Origin of the sequence: Kribbella pratensis (genome assembly GCF_004366075.1) — a bacterium.
GTDB classification, from domain to species: Bacteria; Actinomycetota; Actinomycetes; order Propionibacteriales; family Kribbellaceae; genus Kribbella; species Kribbella pratensis.
In genome coordinates, this window is sequence record NZ_SODU01000001.1 from 579643 (window position 1) to 595798 (window position 16156).

Genomic DNA, 16156 nt, shown 5'->3' on the forward strand with positions numbered 1-16156 from the left:
ACACTGGACAGGTGCGAGACGATCCGTCGGTGCTGCACGTGGACCTGGACGCGTTCTTCGCGGCGGTCGAGCAGCGGGACAAGCCGTCACTGCGGGGCAAGCCCGTGGTGGTCGGCGGTGTCGGCGTGCGCGGAGTCGTGTCCACCGCGTCGTACGAGGCACGCAAGTACGGCGTACGGTCGGCGATGTCGACCGCCGAGGCGCGATCCCGTTGCCCGCACGCGGCGTACCTGAGTCCGCGCTTCGAGGTGTACCGGAAGAGCAGCCAGGCCGTGATGGCGGAGATGCGGGCGCTGTCGCCGCTGGTCGAGCCGCTGTCGCTGGACGAGGCGTTCATCGATCTGGCGGCGAGCGGGCTGACCGGGCTGACGGTCGAGGACGTGCAGGCGATCGCCGACGACCTGAAGGCGGCCATCTACAAGGTGTCCGGCGGGCTGACAGCGTCCGTCGGTGCGGGTACGTCGAAGTTGATCGCGAAGATCGCCAGCGACCTCGACAAGCCGGACGGGGTGGTCGTCGTACCAGCCGGCACCGAGGCCGAGTTCCTCGCGCCGATGCAGGTCACCGTCATCCCGGGAGTCGGTCCGGCGACCGCTCAACGGTTGAGCATGGCCGGCGTGCGCACCGTCGCGGACCTGCAGCAGCTCGACGAGGACGAGTTGATCCGCCAGGTCGGATCCGCGCACGGCACCAGCCTGCACCGGCTCGCCGTGGCGGCCGACGACCGTCCCGTCGTGAGCGATCGGGAGACCAAGTCGGTCAGCGTCGAGGACACGTTCGAGACCGACATCATCGACCGCGCGCTGCTGACCGCGATCAGCGACCGGATGGCGCACCGCGTCGCCGAGCGCCTGCAGAAGGCGCAACTGTCCGGCCGCACCGTGACGGTCAAGACGCGGATGCACGACTTCACCACGCACACCCGCTCGTCGACACTGGCCGGCCCGACCGACGACGCGCGGGTGGTCGCGCGGGTCGCGCGCCGGCTGCTCGAGGAGAGCGACATCGGCGGCGGTATCCGATTGCTCGGTGTAGGCGTCTCGTCACTCGCCGACTGGATCCAGGACGACCTGTTCACCGAAGGCGAGCACGCCGAGAACCCGGTCGAGGTGGTCGAGCTGCCGGCCAGGCCACGCGACCAGCTCGGATTCCATCCCGGCCAGGACGTCGAGCACCCGGACTACGGCCGCGGCTGGGTCTGGGGCTCCGGGCGGGGCCGCGTCACGGTCCGGTTCGAGACCGCGGACACCCCGCCGGGCCCGGTCCGGACGTTCTCCGTCGACGATCCGGCCCTGACAAAAGTGCAGCACATCGGTGCGGATGCGGACGACGAACCCCGAACTGACCAGAATGTCCCGGGTGAATGAGGAACGACGGGGGGTGTACCCGTTCTGTGGGCCGTGCACGGCGGGTTCGGAGGCGTGGCGTGCCGCCGAGACGGCCGGGCCGATGGGCAGCAGGTTCTACGGGCATCGGAACGTGTGCGAGAACTGCGGGTCGTCCGTGCGGACGCTGTACAACACGGTGCTGTGGGTCCCGGTGTCGAAGGTCGGACGGTTCCGGATCATCCCGACCGGCGGGCGCATGTACGTCGGCCGCAAGGTGGTCGATCAGCCCGTGCCGGCCGTCGTACGGCGGGAGCCCGCGTCGGCGATCGTGAATCATCCCGAACTGGACGGCGCCCCGGCGTACAAGCAGGCCGAGGCGTACTGGGAGGAGAGCGAGCCCGGGCAGGCGTTGCCGTTCTACCAGTCGGCGCTGGCCGAGCGGGAGAAGGTGCTGGCAGCCGACGACCCGGCGACGTTGCGGGTCCGGTTGCGGGTGGCGCAGGGCCTGCTGGCGACTGCGAACTACGGGCGGGCGATCGCCTGGTTCGAGCTGGTGACGCCGCAGCTGGTCGAGGTGTTCGGGCCCCATCACGAGCTGACGCGGGCGGCGACCGAGGCGATGACCGGTGCGCGGTTGATGGTCGGCGGTCCGCGGTCGGAGGCTCAGTTGCTCGCGGACATCGTTGCGGCCGACGAGTTCGTGGACGACGATGCGCAGTTGTTGCGCGATCGGGCAGCACTTGGGAAGGCGTTGCTCGCGTGCGGCGACATCGCGGAGGCGGTCGAGGCGCTGACCCAGGTCGTCCGCGACGCCCCGCCTGGTCATCCGGACACGGCGATCTACCGCAAGGCGCTCGTGGAGGCGTGCGGACTCGTCGAGGCACGGGGGAAGAAGCGCGACGTACAGCTCGCCGAAACCGCGCGAGGGTTGCTCAGCGGCGTAGACGCACCGACAAGCACGTGACACAGCCCTCGAGCTTCTCGAACTCGCTGATGTCGACCACGATCGGCCGATAGCCAAGGCCCTCGAACAGCTGCGCCGACTTCGGCGCCGACGCTGCCATCAGCAGCCGGTCGTCGTTCAGCAGTACGACGTGCGCGCCGGCTTCCTCGGGCACCGCACGGAACACGTCAAACGCGGCCGGGTCGTCGACGAGTGGTTCGTAGCCGACGACCGTTCCGTCGGGTAGTGCGGTCACGGCCGACTTGAGGTGGAGGACTTTCTGCACCGGGACCGCGCGCACCTCCGCACCGAGCGGTGCGAACGCGTCGCGAAGTTGCTGGATCCCGGCGGCGTTCGTCCGGCCGCCCTGCCCGACGTAGATGGTCGAGCCGATCTTCAGTACGTCGCCGCCGTCGAGTGTCCCGGGCTCCTTGATCTTCGCGATCCGGTACCCCTGCGCCGCGACGGTCTCCTCGGCCGCGGCCGCCTCCGCGCGTCGTTCGTGCGCGCCGGCGCGGGCGATCACCGCGAGGTCGCCGTACACGACCATCGTGTCCTCGATGAACACGCTGTCCGGGCACTCGTCGATCGGCGGTACTTCGACTGTCTGCCAGCCGGTGTCGTGCAGCGCGTCGACGTACCGCTGCCACTGCTCGAACGCGAGGTCGAGGTCCACCGGCCGGCGCTCGATGTGCGTGACGAGCCCTTCGGCGAGTCGCGTGCTCGGGCGGCGGACCAGGGCTGTCAGCGGGCTTGGCGGCGGGGTCGGCGGCGGGGTCGGCGGCGGGGTCGGCGGCGGGGTCGGCGGCATGGTCGCAGGGTATCCGGGTACCGGCAGGCATCCGAGAAAGGAGACGACGGATGCCGAAGATCCTTCCGGCAGCGGGTGGTGACGTGGTCGAGATCATCCTCGCCGACCACAGGTGGTTCGAGGAGGCGCTGCGCGAACTGCGTGACGTGCGCAGCGATCGTCCGGCGGTGCTCGCCGACCTCGCCACCGTTCTGATCGCGCACGCCGAGGCCGAGGAGTCCAAGGTTTACCCGGCGCTGCGGCGCAAGGACGCGATCGACGCCGACGAGGTCGAGCACTCCGAACACGAGCATGCCGAGGGCAACGACGCGCTGCTCGCCCTGATGGAGGTCGACGACACCGGCAGCGAGGAGTTCAGCGAGAAGCTGCACGAGCTGTCCGAGGCGCTCACACACCACCTCGACGAGGAGGAGCGAGACGTCCTGAACCCGGCGCGGACGGACGTCGACGAAGGTGTCCGCCGCAGGCTCGGGGACTCGTTCGCCGAAGAGCGCGCCCGGCTGATCGAGTCCGGCTGCGGCGACATCGCCAACGTACGGAAGGTCGTCGCGGCCGAACAGCAGAACTAGGCTGCGCCCGTGCGCGAACTCACCGCCGTGGCGAACCTGACGGTCCCACCCGAGGCGGCCTTCGAGATCTTCACCGACGAGTTCGGTCGATGGTGGCCGCCGGAGTTCTCCTGGTCGGGTGCCGACCTGCTGACCGACATGGGCCTCCTCGACGGAGTCTTGTACGAGCTCGGTCCGCACGGCCTGCAATGGGACTGGGGCCGCGTGCTGAGGTGGGAACCGGGTCGCCGGCTCGTGTTCAGCTGGCAGATCGGTCCGGACAGGGTGCCGGTCCCTCGTGCCGAGGACGCGACGGAGGTGGAGGTCACCTTCGACGGGTCGACAGTGACCGTCGCCCATCGCGGCTGGGAGCGGCACGGCGAGGCCGGCGCCGAGTACCGGAAGAACTTCGAGCAGGTGTGGCCGTACGCGCTCGGCCGGTTCGCCGAGTACGCCGCCAACCGTCCTCGCTAGAGCTGGACGGTCAGGCCTTCCTCGGCCGCGATCACTTCGCCCGCGAAGACTCGCTTGGCCTCTGCCACGGACACTGATCGATCCGAGCCCGGCCAGAAGTGCGTCAGCAACAGCCTCGATGCTCCTCGAGCGCCCTCGGCCGCTTCGGTAGCCGTCATCACGTAACGGGGCTGGGTCTGCGGTGACGGGCCTTGAAGCGTCGCATCCGAGATGAAGAGATCGGTTCCCTCGGCCAATCGCGCCAGGTCGGGCGATGGGCCGCTGTCCCCCGTATACGCGACCGACACCCCTGGCGCGGTGAGCCGTACGCCGAGATTCGTCTTGTAATGCGGGAGTTCCACCGTCAGCACCTCGAACGGCCCGATCCGCGTCGTCCACGCCAGGTCGTGGACGGCGAAGACGTCGGCCGGGTCCGGGTGCGGCTCGAGCGCTCGCAGCACGTCGAGAACGCCGGGCGCGCAGTGCAGCGGGACCGGTGGTGCGTCAGGCGCCTCGTAGTACCGCACCCGGGCCAGGCCGCTCACGTCGACACAGTGGTCCGGGTGCTGGTGCGTCACGACGATCGCGTCGACCTCGCCCTTCGGACAATGTTCGAGCAGCCGCGGCAGGGCGGCGTACCCGAGATCGAGGACGACCCGGAAACCGTCGTACTCCAGCAGGAATCCCGCGCAGGCCCTGCCCGCCTCCGGCCAGGCGCCGCAGGAACCCAGGACGGTCAGCGACCTCACGCGAACGGCTGGTTCGTCGGCACGATGTGCTTGCCGAGCGGCACCAGCGAGACCGGGATCAGCTTGAAGTTCGCGACCCCGAGCGGGATGCCGACAACCGTCAGGCACAACGCGATACCGGTGGTCAGGTGGCCGAGCGCCAGCCACCAGCCCGCGACGACGATCCAGATCAGGTTGCCGAGCAGCGCGCCCGCCCCGGCGCTGCGCTTGTCCACGATGGTCCGCCCGAACGGCCACAGCGTGTACGCCGCGATCCGGAACGACGCGATCCCGAACGGGATCGTGACGATCAGCACGCAACAGATGATCCCGGCGATCGCGTAGCCGACCGCCAGCCAGAACCCGGCCAGAACCAGCCAGATCAGGTTGAGGAGCGTCTTCATGTCCCCCAGCGTGCCACCTGGCCGGTGTGATCCAGCACCAACTGGACGACAAGTCCGGGATCGTTCCGGGGCATCCAGTGGCCACCCCTGATCACCTTGACCGTGAGGTTCGGGGCCCAGCGCGCGATGTCGGTCTGCAGCGGAGTGGTGACGAACGGGTCGGCATCGGGTGACACGCAAGCACGGGCACGTCGGTACGCCGTTGTGCCGGCCGGAGGAGCCGTGGGACGACGTTCGCGCGGTACAGCTTCATGCCGTTCAGGTAGTCGCCGAGAGCGGTTGTCGTCGGGCTGTTGCTTCTCGAGGCGATTGAACGCGCGGTGCGCCCAGCCCTTGCGCCAACCGAGCTCCGGGAGCCATGGGAGGTGAAGGAGGCGATGTGGGGTTGCAGGTCCGGGGCGGTGACGAAGTGTAGACGGCTAGGGTGGTGCCGTCTCGGCTAGTAGCTGTCGACTTCGAGGGTGGCAAAGGTCATCCCCGCTTTCGCCAGGCGCTCGCGCAGAGCGGGTCCCATGGCCGCGGCCGTCGTAGTCTGGCCGGCGGTCTCCGGCAGATCGTCGAGCGCCAGACACAGAGCGCTCTCCCCGAGCATCTTCGCGGTCTCGTCGTACCCCGGGTCCCGGCCCGCGACCTCGGTGATCACCTGCTTGCCGCCGCCGCGGCCGACGAACCGGACGTTGAACCACGACCGCGCCCGGCGTTCCGCACTCGGTCCGTCACCGGGCTGCAGCCGCTTCAGGAGCGCGTTCCGGACCGGCGGGACCTGGGCGCCCGCGATCAGCAGACCGACCGCACCGATGCCTGCGGCAACAGTCGGGAGATGCTTCACCGCGGCGTAGTGCGAGTACCGGAAGTCCGGCCCGTAGCGGTCGAGCAACCGGCCCGAGTACCCGACGATCTGCGGATCGATCGTCGGCAACGGAACCGCCCAGAACCCTTGCTGGCGGTGGAGCTTCCCGGCCACCGCTCGCGCCCTCCGGTCCGTCGGCATGGGCTCGGCAGCGCGCCGCTGGCGATGCGCGTCCAGGTGCTGTTTCGCCCGCGAGAACGCGGTGATCGCGGTGTGGAACGTCCCACCGGACGGCCGGCCACCGGCGCGCAGCAGCCCGTCCACCTGGATGGGCACATTCTGCGGCAGTTGCTCGACGGTGTACTGCACACCGAGGTCGTAGGGGATCGAGTCGAAGCCGCACGCGTGGATGATGCGCGCGCCGGTCTGCGTCGCGCGCTCGTGGTAGCGCACGTACATCCGGTCCATGAACTCCTGCTCACCGGTCAGATCGAGGTACCCGGTCCCCGCCTCGGCGCAGGCGGCGACGAGCGCCTCGCCGTACCGGACGTACGGGCCGACCGTGGTGGCGACGACCTTGGTGGACTCGGCGAGCTCGCGCAAGGAGTTCGGGTCGGTGACGTCCGCGACCACGATGTCCCTGCCGAACCGCTCGAGCTTCTGTTTGTTGCGTCCGGCAACGGCCCAGCGCAGGCCGTCCGGCGCGTTCTTCTCCAGGTACTCCGCGGTGAGCGCTCCCGTGAACCCGCTCGCACCCAGCAGGACGAGGTCGTACTCGCGACCCGTTTCTGCGCTCATTTCTGCGCTCATTTCTGGGCCGCTTTCTCGGCGTCCGCGAGCCCGCCGGCGCCCGTCGGCCGCGAGGACGCTTCGGCGCCGCGCGCCTGGACATCGGCCAGCGCCGCCGCGTCGGCCTTCGGCACGCTGAACCGCGAACCGGCCTCGACGACATGCGGGATCACCCAGCGGAACACCTTCAGCGCGCCGATCCAGCCCGGGACGTGAACGGTGCGGGAGCGCTTTCTGATGCCCTCGACGAACTTGCCCACCGCGAACTCCAGCGAGTACGTCTTGCCCACTCCCGGGATCCCGGTCCGGGCCTTGCCGAACACCGGGTGCGCGTCGACCCCGCGCACCATGTCGGTGTCGACGAACGTCATGTGCGCGACGCCGACCCGTACGCCGAGATGCTTCAGCTCGGCCCGCAGCGTGTCGCCCATCGCCTCGACCCCGGCCTTGGACACGTTGTACGACGCCAGCCCCGGGATATGGACGATCGCGGCGAGGGACGAGACGAGCAGCAGGTAGCCCTTGCTCTCCAGCAGATACGGCAGCGTCAGGTGGACAGTGCGCCAGACGCCGAGCAGGTCGACGTCCAGTACGCGCTCCCAGACCTTCGGGTCCATGCTCCGGCTGAAGCCCGGCGCGGCGATCCCGGCGTTCGCCATCACGACGTCGATCCGGCCGTAGCACTCGGCGATCGCCTCGACCGCGGTCCGCAGCGAATCGGTGTCGGTGACGTCCGCCTCCCACCAGCCGGCCTCCGGGCCGCAGTCCTCCGCGACCTTCTTCAGCTCGTCCGGCTCCAGGCCGACCAGCGCGAGCTTCACGCCGTCCTGCGCCAGCTTCCGGGCGACCGCGGCGCCGATCCCCCGGGAGGCGCCGGTGATGAGCACGACTTGACCGGCCAACGGACGCATCTGGGACCTCCAGCTTGTTGAGTGGATACTCAACAGTAAGTGCTTGTTGACCGATTACTCAATAGACTGTCCCCGTGAGCCAGACCTCTTCCTCCGGTGCCCGGTTGCGGCCCGACGAGCGGCGTGCGCAGATCCTCGCGGCCGCGCGCCGGGTGCTGCTCGCGGACCCGCACCGCGAGCTCACGGTCGAGCTCGTCGCCGCCGAGGCCGGCGTCTCCCCCGCTCTCCTGTTCCACTACTTCGGCTCGAAGAAGAAGTTCCAGTACGCCGTCATCGAGGAAGCTGCGGCCGAGGTCATGCTGCGCACCGCCCCGGATCCGTCGCTGCCGCCCGACGAGCAGCTGCGTGCCGGGATCCGCGCGTTCGTCCGCGCCGTACTCGAAGCTCCTCAGCTGTACCGGGCAACGCTGCTGATGTCGGCCGCCGGGGACCCCGACGTCAGGGCGCTGCACTCCGACCTGCGCCGGGTCTTCAGCCAGTGGGTGATCAGCGCCGTCGCCGAGCGTGGCATGGAGATCACCCCCGTCGTCGAGCTCGCGTGTCACGGCTGGCAGGGTTACGTCGAACAGACCCTGCTGGTGTGGATCGACGACCCGACCGTCTCGCCGGAAGCCCTCGAGCATCTGTGCGCGCAGTCCCTGGACGCCCTCCTGTCGACAACCAGCCTCACGACGACCTCCGAGTGAGTGTGAATGACCAAGTTCTTCCTGACGGTTCATGTTCTTGCCGCGATCCTCTGCGTCGGTCCGGTCACCGTCGCGGCCAGCATGTTCCCGCCGATCGCGCGGCGCATGCTCGGCGCCGAAACTCCGGACGCGGGCGGTCTCCAGGTACTGCACCGGATCACGCGGGTGTACGCGTGGGCGGGCCTCGCCGTACCGGTCTTCGGGTTCGCGGTCGCCGGTGGCATGCAGGTGATGGACGAGGCGTGGCTGATCGTCTCGATCGTCCTGACGCTGGCCGCCGCACTCGTCCTCGCGTTCCTGGTCGTGCCGGCGCAGTCCGCCGTACTCGCGGTCGCCGACCAGCCGGCCGAGGTGCGGAGCGGGCTGCTTTCGAAGGCGAAGTTGCTGTCGATGACGAGCGGGATCTTCGGACTGCTCTGGCTGATCGTCCTGGTGTTGATGGTGGTCAAGCCGGGGCACACCAAGGGGTAGGGTTTCCGCCGTGCTGACGGTTGCCACGGTGAATGTGAACGGGATCAGGGCCGCCTTCCGGCGCGGGATGGCGCCGTGGCTGGAGAGCACGGACCCGGACCTGTTGCTGATGCAGGAAGTTCGCGCGTCGGACGACGTACTGCGGGAGCTCCTCGGAGGCGACTGGAACATCGCGCACGCCGAGCCGGCGATCGACGGGCACAAGGGACGCGCAGGTGTCGCGGTCGCGAGCCGGCGGCCGATCAAGGACGAGCGTGGCGAGATCGGTCCCGAGCGGTTCGCCGGGACGGGGCGCTGGGTCGAGGCGGACGTGGTGCTGGACGACGGTACGACGTTGACCGCGGTCAGCACGTACGTGTTCACCGGCGAGTTCGAGACCCCGCCGCGGCAGAAGGAGAAGTACGCGTTCCTGGACGCGATCACCGCCCGGCTGGCCGAACTGCGGGCGGACGGGCGGCACGTGCTGATGTGCGGCGACCTCAACATCGCACACCGCGAGGAAGACCTGAAGGCCTGGAAGGCGAACCGCAAGAAGAGCGGCTTCCTGCCCGAGGAACGCGCGTGGATGGACCGTCTCTTCGAGGCCGGCTGGGTAGATCTGGGCCGCCGCTTCGGCGGTGACGGCCCCGGCCCCTACTCGTGGTGGTCCTGGCGCGGCAAGGCCTTCGACAACGACGCCGGCTGGCGCATCGACTACCAGATCGCCTCCCCCGACCTCGCCGCCTCCGCCACCACCTGCGTCATCCACCGAGCCCCCACCTACGCCGAACGCTGGAGCGACCACGCCCCGGTCGTCGCGACGTACAACCTCTGAGTGACCGCTGTCCGACGTCGCAGGTAGTCTCGCGGCATGTCCGAGAATTCTTCTTCTGTCACATCTTCTGGCACATCTTCTGGCACATCTTCTGGCACATCTTTTGGCACACCGCCGGTTGCTGCCCGGAAGCCGGTTGAGCGGGTGCATCACGGTGATGTGTTCGTCGACGAGTACGAGTGGTTGCGGGACAAGAGCGACGACGAGGTGCTGGGGTACCTGCGGGCCGAGAACGCGTACACCGAGGCGCGGACCGCGCACCTGGAATCGTTGCGTGAGGCAATCTTCAAGGAGATCTCGGACCGGACGCTGCAGACCGACCTGAGCGTTCCGGCCCGGCGCGGCGGGTACTGGTACTACTCGCGCACGATCGAGGGCCGGCAGTACTCGCTGCACTGCCGGGTCAAGGTGGACGGCGACCAGCCGCCGGCCACCGACGGCGAGATCGCCGGCGAAGAGGTCATGCTGGACGGCAACGAGGTGGCCGGCGACTCCGAGTTCTTCTCACTCGGCACCGTCGACGTGTCCCCCGACGGCCGCCTGCTGGCGTACTCCGTCGACCTCAAGGGCGACGAGCGGTTCACGCTGCGGATCAAGGACCTCGACACCGGTGAGCTCCTGCCGGACGAGCTGCCCGAGGTGCACTACGGCTCGGCCTGGTCCGCCGACGGCTCGACGATCTTCTACACCAAGGTCGACGACGCCTGGCGCCCGTACCAGGTCTGGCGGCACACGCTCGGTGAGACCGACGACGTGTTGGTCATGGAGGAGCCCGACGAGCGGTTCTGGGTCGGAGTCGACCTGACCCGCAATGAGCAGGCCATCATGATCGCTCTCGGCAGCAAGCTCACCAGCGAGGTCTGGCTGCTCGACGCCCAGAACCCGACGGGTGACCCGGTCGTGGTCGCGGCCCGCCGCGAGGGCGTCGAGTACGACGTCGAGCACGCCGGCGACCAACTGCTGATCACGCACAACGCCGACGCCGCCAACTTCTCGCTGGCCTCCGCGCCGCTCGACTCTCCCGGCGACTGGACGACGCTGATCGAGGGCGACGAGACCAGCCGTCTGCTCGGCGCGGACGCGTTCGCCGACCACGTCATCCTGTACCGGCGCCGCAACGCGCTCACCGAGCTCGCGATCATGCGGCGTAGCCAAGACGGTACTGACGGGTTCGGCGATCCCGAAGTACTGGAGTTCGACGAGCCGATCTACACCGTGTCCCCCGGCCGCAACGACGAGTGGCACGACACCCGGTACCGCTTCGGCTACACGTCCCTCGTCACCCCCGGTTCGACGTACGACGTGGACGTGGCGACCGGTGAGCGGCGCCTGCTCAAGCAGCAGCCCGTGCTCGGAGGCGTCGACCTGAGCGACTACACGCAGTACCGCGAGTGGGCGACGGCGCCCGACGGCACGAAGGTGCCGATCTCGATGGTCGCGCGCAAGGACGTCGCGCAGGACGGGAACGCTCCGGTCGTGCTGTACGGGTACGGCTCGTACGAGTCCTCGATGGACCCGTGGTTCTCGATCCCGCGGCTGTCGCTGCTCGACCGCGGCGTGGTGTTCGCGATCGCGCACGTCCGCGGCGGCGGCGAGCTCGGCCGGCACTGGTACGACGACGGGAAGATGCTCACCAAGCGGAACACGTTCACCGACTTCATCGCCGCCGCCGAACATCTGGTGCAGGCCGGCTGGACCAGGCCGGAACGGATCGTCGCCCAGGGCGGCAGTGCCGGCGGCCTGCTGATGGGCGCCGTCGCGAACCTGGCCCCGCAGGCGTTCGGCGGAATCGTCGCGGAAGTCCCGTTCGTCGACGCGCTGACGACGATTCTGGACCCGTCGCTGCCGCTCACCGTGATCGAGTGGGAGGAATGGGGCAATCCGCTCGAGGACGCGGAAGTCTACGAGTACATGAAGTCCTACTCGCCGTACGAAAACGTCACCGCCCAGCACTATCCGCGCATCCTGGCGATCACCAGCCTGAACGACACCCGGGTGTTCTTCGTGGAGCCGGCGAAGTGGGTGGCGAAACTCCGGGCGACCGCGACCGGCGACACCGACGTACTGCTCAAGACCGAGATGGAGGCCGGGCACGGCGGCCGCAGCGGGCGGTACGACGCCTGGCGCGAGGTCGCGTTCTCGCTCGCCTGGGAGCTGGACACCCTCGGATTGAGCTGAGGGGGCCGGGAATTTCTGGCCCCGGACGTGTGTTGTGCAACACATCCGGGGCACCGGAACACCGGATTTCTGTACGGATTCTCAGGTTGTGTCCCGGAGTGTTGGGCCGAACAGGCCACGAACGCCCCGGGACACCGGTTTCCATGGCGAATTCGCTGCCGGGAACTCTCAGGGAACCTTCAGGGTGTTTACACACTGGTACCGGAATCTTGAACCCTACTCGAGCGTTGCTCTCCATGTAACGACGAAGGGAGTTTCGGTGGCTCGCATGGCTCGTGTCCGGTCCACGGACGACGGTATCGACGGCAAGGACAGCGTCGGTCTCTACCTCGAGGAGATCGCTCGCACTCCTTTGCTGACGGCTGAGGAAGAAGTCGAGCTCGCTGAGACGGTCGAGGCAGGACTCCTGGCGGAGCAACTGCTGGCCGAAGGGCGGGTTGGACGTAAGAAGGGCGGAGCGCCCAAATATGCCACGGAGGAGGAGCTGGAGTGGCTGGCCGAAGAGGGCCGGCGCGCGCAGCAGCGGTTCGTGACCGCCAACCTCCGGCTCGTGGTGTCGATCGCCCGCCGCTACGGGCGGTCCCAGATGCCGCTCCTGGACCTGGTCCAGGAAGGCAACACGGGACTGATCCGCGCGGTGGAGAAGTTCGACTACCGGAAGGGTTTCAAGTTCTCGACGTACGCGACCTGGTGGGTGCGGCAGGCCATCACCCGCGGTATCGCGCAGCAGGCCCGGGTGGTCCGGCTGCCGGTGCACGTGGTGGAGCAGCTGAACCAGATCGGGTCCGCACGGCGCACGCTGGAGCGCAAGCTCGGGCGGGAGCCTGAGATGGACGAGATCGCAGCCGAGCTGAACCTGGACGAGGAGCGGGTCACCGAACTGATCCGTATCGGCCGGGACCACATCAGCCTGAACAGCCCGGTCGACGACGAGGGTGAGACCTCGCTGGGTGACCTGATCGCGGCCGAGACCGCGCCGGGTCCGGACCAGCTGGTCGCCGACGCGTCGGACCGTTCGGGACTGTTCAGTCTGGTCGACCAGCTCGACCCGCGGTCCGCGGACGTGATCCGGCGCCGCTACGGTCTGCACGACGGCCGCCAGGCCAAGCTGGCCGACATCGGCGCGGTACACGGCATCTCGGCCGAGCGGGTCCGCCAGATCGAGCGCGAGGCACTGGGCCGCCTCCGCCTGATGGCAGACCCGACGCTGGCCGCGTAACACCCACCCCGAAACCCCTCAGGACCCCCGAGCCACGATCTGGCTCGGGGGTCCTTTCGGTTCTCAGCCCAGAGTGGCCGGTCGCTAGTCGTAGCGCGTCGCGCACGTTAAGCAGCTGCTTCGTTCCAGGAGTCGATCAGCAGGGGCAGCTCGGAGAGGCGCTGGACGGTCGCGTCCGGCGTACCTTCCGTGTGGCCGATCTGCTCGATCGGGATCGCGCTGTGCGGCAGGTGCGCCGCGCGCATCCCGACGTTCTGCGCGCCCCAGACGTCGTCGAACAGCCGGTCGCCGACGAACAAGCACCGGGAAGGCTCGTCCACCCCGACCGCCCGCATCGCGGCCAGGAACGCCTCCGGGTGCGGCTTGGTGTGCGCGATCTCGCTGGTGTAGACCGCTCCGTCGAGCAGGTCGAGTACGCCGTCGCGCGCGAACACCTCCTCGTGCCGCCGACGCGGCCAGATCGTGTTCGACAGCACACCGACCTTGAGACCGCGGTCCCGGAGCGCCTGCAGCGTGTCAATCGCGTCCGGCTCCAGCTCGGTGTGCGGGTCCCACTGGCGCTCGTACTCCGCCAGCGCCGCGGGTGTCATCACCACCTCGGCGAGCGCGCACACCTCCTCCAGGGTGCTGCTGCGGTGCTCGTCGCGCGACCGCAGCCAGACAGAGCTCTCGGCCGCCACCAGGCGGGCCGTCAGCTCGTCTGCGTTGTCCTCATCGAGCAGCACGGACACGGCCCTCCACATCTCGTGGAGAGAGATGTCGTGCCAGGTTGCCAGCGTGCCGCCCCAGTCGAACAGGACGGCTTCGATCTTCGCGTTCGTCACCCGTCAAAGCCTGCCAGAACCGACCGACAGTTCTCGCCTGCTTTTCAGCTCAGGCGGCGGATCTCCTGCCGGCGGGCCAGCCAGGTGACGGCGATCAGGTAGAACGCCAGGCAAGGAATGTCCGCGACGAGCAGCGTCCACGGGCCGCTGCCCTGCACGTCCCACTGATCCCCGCGGCCAGTTGCCGCCGGCAACAGGAAGGCGATCAGGTTGTTCAGCACGTGCAGAGCGATCGCGGCCTCCAGTCCCCCGGTCCGGACGGTCAGCCAGCCGACCACCACCGCGAACAGGAGGATGTCGGCCATCGCCCAACCCAGGTACCCGTGGGCAGACGCGAAGGCCGCAGCGCCGACGACGATCCCGGGCCACGGCGACCGGAACAGCGTCCGCAACCAGCGCGCCCGCCCGTTCGGGTCGTCCGGCCCGTACGCGCCGACCGCCTGGATCAGCCAGCCGCGGAACACGAACTCCTCGGCCGCCGACTGGAAGGGCACCAGGAGCAGGATCACGAGCGCCGGTACGACGAACGCACCGAAGCCGATCCAGTCTCCGCCGGCCGTCCCGATCGAGTCCTCGGCCGGGAACACCGCGTCGACCAGCACGCCCATCGCGAACGAGAGCGCGATGTACCCGAACGCCGGCAGGCAGCACCACAGCAGCCAGCGCCAGCGGATCCGGTTCAGCACCGAGGCGACGCTCCAGAACGGCCGGCGTTGGACCATCCACGCGACGAGGCCGACGAGCGGCGTCAGGATGCCGAGCAGCACCAGGGTCATGGCGAGGTTCTCGGTGTCGCTCGGGAAGATGTCCGTACCGCTGGGCGTGGGGAACGGTCCGGCCAGCGCCCGGTGCGCGATCACCCAGATCACCACGACGGCTGAGGTCAGGACGAACCCGAAGAGGCCGAGCAGGATGGTTCCGGCGAAGGGCCGCCACCAGGCGTGTTTCGGCGTACGGGCGAGCCGGTGGTACGGCGTACCTTCCGGCGCCGGGACTGTTCGCGGCTCGTGGTTCACGTACGGCGACGGATAAGCGCCGTACGGATGTTGATACGGCGGTGGGTATTGCTCGGGATATGGACCAGAGTGGGGCGGCGGTGGTGGGGGCTGCCCCGGCTGGGAGTATGGGCCCGGTTGCGGAGACGGTCCGGGCTGTTGCGGGTCCATAACTGGACTCTAGAAGATCGGGCCAACTGGACGGAGGGAGAACAAGGTGGTTACTGAACCGACGCTCGGGGTGAACCGGCAGACGGACGCGTTGCCGCAGTCCGTGCTGATGCCGTTGAGCGGTTCGGCCATCTTCCTGGTGGTCCAGGTGCAGCAGGGCGGCGAGGACCGGACCCGGGACCTGCTGGAGCGACTGAGCGGTCTCGTGCGTTCGGTCGGGTTCCGCGTGCCGGCCGGCAACCTGTCGTGTGTCACCAGCATCGGCTCGGACGTCTGGGACCGTTTGTTCAGCGGTCCGCGCCCGGCCGAGTTGCATCCGTTCGTCGAGCTCAAGGGCGCCACCCACCACGCGCCGTCGACGCCGGGTGATCTGCTCTTCCACATCCGGGCCGCGCACCAGGACCAGTGCTTCGAGCTGGCCAGCCAGATCATGACCGTGCTCGACGGCGCCGCGACGGTCGTCGACGAGGTGCACGGCTTCAAGTACTTCGAGATGCGCGACCTGCTCGGCTTCGTCGACGGCACCGAGAACCCTACCGGCGGCGAGGCGCACGCCGCCGTACTGATCGGCGACGAGGACCCGGACTTCCGCGGCGGCAGCTACGTGATCGTGCAGAAGTACCTGCACGACCTGAAGGCGTGGAACGCGCTGACCGTCGAGCAGCAGGAGCTCGCCGTCGGGCGGACCAAGCTCGACGACATCGAGCTCGACGACGCCAAGAAGCCCGGCAACGCGCACATCGTGCTCAACGTGATCGAGGACGACGACGGCAACGAACTGCAGATCCTGCGCGACAACATGCCGTTCGGCACCGTCGGCACGCAGGAGTTCGGCACCTACTTCATCGGGTACGCCAAGACGCCGGCGGTGACCGAGCTGATGCTCCGGCGGATGTTCATCGGGGTTCCCGAGGGCAACCACGACCGGCTCCTCGACTTCTCCACCGCGGTCACCGGCTGTCTGTTCTTCACACCCCCCGCCGACTTCCTGGACGACCTGCCCCCGGCGCCCTGAAACCGACCCGCCGGCGTCTGTACGACGGCACGGGCCGGATCCCGGGGTGGCGAGTGAGGGGTCAGGACGAGTGTCGGC

General features: G+C 68.8%; 18 protein-coding genes. 10 read left to right on the forward strand and 8 right to left on the reverse strand.

Features of this window, described 5'->3' with window-relative positions:
- Positions 1–11 precede the first annotated feature (11 nt).
- Both EV137_RS02805 and EV137_RS02810 read left to right on the forward strand, forming a co-directional pair.
- Positions 12–1367 (forward strand): DNA polymerase IV, encoded by a 1356-nt coding sequence (locus tag EV137_RS02805; protein WP_134126315.1) that lies wholly within the window; start codon positions 12–14, stop codon positions 1365–1367.
- Positions 1360–2292 (forward strand): tetratricopeptide repeat protein, encoded by a 933-nt coding sequence (locus EV137_RS02810; protein WP_134126317.1) that lies wholly within the window; start codon positions 1360–1362, stop codon positions 2290–2292. The genes EV137_RS02805 and EV137_RS02810 overlap by 8 nt, the downstream gene beginning before the upstream one ends.
- Here the strand turns inward: EV137_RS02810 and ddaH are convergent.
- Positions 2261–3082, reverse strand: a complete 822-nt coding sequence (ddaH, locus tag EV137_RS02815) for a dimethylargininase (protein ID WP_134126319.1) — start codon at positions 3080–3082, stop codon at positions 2261–2263. The genes EV137_RS02810 and ddaH overlap by 32 nt on opposite strands.
- Positions 3083–3132: 50 nt before the next feature.
- Here ddaH and EV137_RS02820 point away from each other — a divergent pair, with 50 nt between their 5' ends.
- The gene (locus EV137_RS02820; RefSeq protein WP_134126321.1) at positions 3133–3651 is read left to right on the forward strand and encodes a hemerythrin domain-containing protein; all 519 of its coding nucleotides are present in this window, start codon (positions 3133–3135) and stop codon (positions 3649–3651) included.
- A gap of 9 nt (positions 3652–3660) precedes the next feature.
- Positions 3661–4104, forward strand: coding sequence for an SRPBCC domain-containing protein (locus tag EV137_RS02825; protein WP_134010039.1), 444 nt, complete (start codon positions 3661–3663; stop codon positions 4102–4104).
- On the opposite strand, the gene EV137_RS02830 is transcribed toward EV137_RS02825, so the two are convergent.
- From EV137_RS02830 to EV137_RS02850, 5 genes are all read right to left on the reverse strand, one after another.
- A complete protein-coding gene (locus EV137_RS02830) occupies positions 4101–4832 on the reverse strand; it encodes an MBL fold metallo-hydrolase (RefSeq protein ID WP_134126323.1) in 732 nt (243 codons plus the stop codon). The genes EV137_RS02825 and EV137_RS02830 overlap by 4 nt on opposite strands.
- Positions 4829–5215 carry a YccF domain-containing protein gene (locus EV137_RS02835; protein ID WP_133789284.1) on the reverse strand — a complete coding sequence of 129 codons (387 nt, stop codon included), beginning with the start codon at positions 5213–5215 and terminating at the stop codon, positions 4829–4831. Before EV137_RS02835 ends, EV137_RS02830 begins: the two co-directional genes overlap by 4 nt.
- Positions 5212–5391 (reverse strand): hypothetical protein, encoded by a 180-nt coding sequence (locus EV137_RS41265; protein WP_238175051.1) that lies wholly within the window; start codon positions 5389–5391, stop codon positions 5212–5214. Before EV137_RS41265 ends, EV137_RS02835 begins: the two co-directional genes overlap by 4 nt.
- Before the next feature lie 263 nt (positions 5392–5654).
- Positions 5655–6803: a saccharopine dehydrogenase family protein gene (locus EV137_RS02845; RefSeq protein ID WP_134126325.1), complete on the reverse strand. Its 1149-nt coding sequence runs from the start codon at positions 6801–6803 to the stop codon at positions 5655–5657.
- Between the two features lie 8 nt (positions 6804–6811).
- Positions 6812–7705, reverse strand: a complete 894-nt coding sequence (locus EV137_RS02850) for an SDR family oxidoreductase (RefSeq protein ID WP_134126327.1) — start codon at positions 7703–7705, stop codon at positions 6812–6814.
- A gap of 74 nt (positions 7706–7779) precedes the next feature.
- Here EV137_RS02850 and EV137_RS02855 point away from each other — a divergent pair, with 74 nt between their 5' ends.
- The 5 genes from EV137_RS02855 (at position 7780) to EV137_RS02875 (ending at position 13073) form a co-directional block, all read left to right on the forward strand.
- Positions 7780–8391 carry a TetR/AcrR family transcriptional regulator gene (locus EV137_RS02855; RefSeq protein ID WP_134126329.1) on the forward strand — a complete coding sequence of 204 codons (612 nt, stop codon included), beginning with the start codon at positions 7780–7782 and terminating at the stop codon, positions 8389–8391.
- A gap of 6 nt (positions 8392–8397) precedes the next feature.
- Entirely contained in the window at positions 8398–8862 is a 465-nt protein-coding gene (locus tag EV137_RS02860; protein WP_134126331.1) for a hypothetical protein, read from the forward strand.
- Positions 8863–8872: 10 nt separating this feature from the next.
- The gene (locus EV137_RS02865; protein WP_134126333.1) at positions 8873–9676 is read left to right on the forward strand and encodes an exodeoxyribonuclease III; all 804 of its coding nucleotides are present in this window, start codon (positions 8873–8875) and stop codon (positions 9674–9676) included.
- Between the two features lie 36 nt (positions 9677–9712).
- The gene (locus EV137_RS02870) at positions 9713–11854 is read left to right on the forward strand and encodes a S9 family peptidase (RefSeq protein ID WP_134126335.1); all 2142 of its coding nucleotides are present in this window, start codon (positions 9713–9715) and stop codon (positions 11852–11854) included.
- A gap of 259 nt (positions 11855–12113) precedes the next feature.
- A complete protein-coding gene (locus EV137_RS02875; protein WP_133789278.1) occupies positions 12114–13073 on the forward strand; it encodes a sigma-70 family RNA polymerase sigma factor in 960 nt (319 codons plus the stop codon).
- Positions 13074–13180: 107 nt separating this feature from the next.
- Here EV137_RS02875 and EV137_RS02880 read toward each other — a convergent pair whose 3' ends face one another.
- Both EV137_RS02880 and EV137_RS02885 read right to left on the reverse strand, forming a co-directional pair.
- Positions 13181–13897, reverse strand: coding sequence for an HAD family hydrolase (locus EV137_RS02880; RefSeq protein WP_134126337.1), 717 nt, complete (start codon positions 13895–13897; stop codon positions 13181–13183).
- A gap of 44 nt (positions 13898–13941) precedes the next feature.
- Positions 13942–14913 carry a CPBP family intramembrane glutamic endopeptidase gene (locus EV137_RS02885; RefSeq protein ID WP_134126339.1) on the reverse strand — a complete coding sequence of 324 codons (972 nt, stop codon included), beginning with the start codon at positions 14911–14913 and terminating at the stop codon, positions 13942–13944.
- 196 nt (positions 14914–15109) lie between these two features.
- On the opposite strand from EV137_RS02885, the gene EV137_RS02890 reads away from it, so the two are divergent.
- Positions 15110–16078: a Dyp-type peroxidase gene (locus tag EV137_RS02890; protein WP_134126341.1), complete on the forward strand. Its 969-nt coding sequence runs from the start codon at positions 15110–15112 to the stop codon at positions 16076–16078.
- Positions 16079–16156: the final 78 nt, after the last annotated feature.

Bases quoted from the DNA above. Each gene is read 5' to 3' on its own strand.
- EV137_RS02870 (WP_134126335.1), top strand. From the start codon at position 9,713: ATGTCCGAGAATTCTTCTTCTGTCACATCTTCTGGCACATCTTCTGGC.
- EV137_RS02820 (WP_134126321.1), top strand. From the start codon at position 3,133: ATGCCGAAGATCCTTCCGGCAGCGGGTGGTGACGTGGTCGAGATCATC.
- EV137_RS02835 (WP_133789284.1), bottom strand. From the start codon at position 5,215: ATGAAGACGCTCCTCAACCTGATCTGGCTGGTTCTGGCCGGGTTCTGG.
- EV137_RS02845 (WP_134126325.1), bottom strand. From the start codon at position 6,803: ATGAGCGCAGAAACGGGTCGCGAGTACGACCTCGTCCTGCTGGGTGCG.
- ddaH (WP_134126319.1), bottom strand. From the start codon at position 3,082: ATGCCGCCGACCCCGCCGCCGACCCCGCCGCCGACCCCGCCGCCGACC.
- EV137_RS02850 (WP_134126327.1), bottom strand. From the start codon at position 7,705: ATGCGTCCGTTGGCCGGTCAAGTCGTGCTCATCACCGGCGCCTCCCGG.
- EV137_RS02860 (WP_134126331.1), top strand. From the start codon at position 8,398: ATGACCAAGTTCTTCCTGACGGTTCATGTTCTTGCCGCGATCCTCTGC.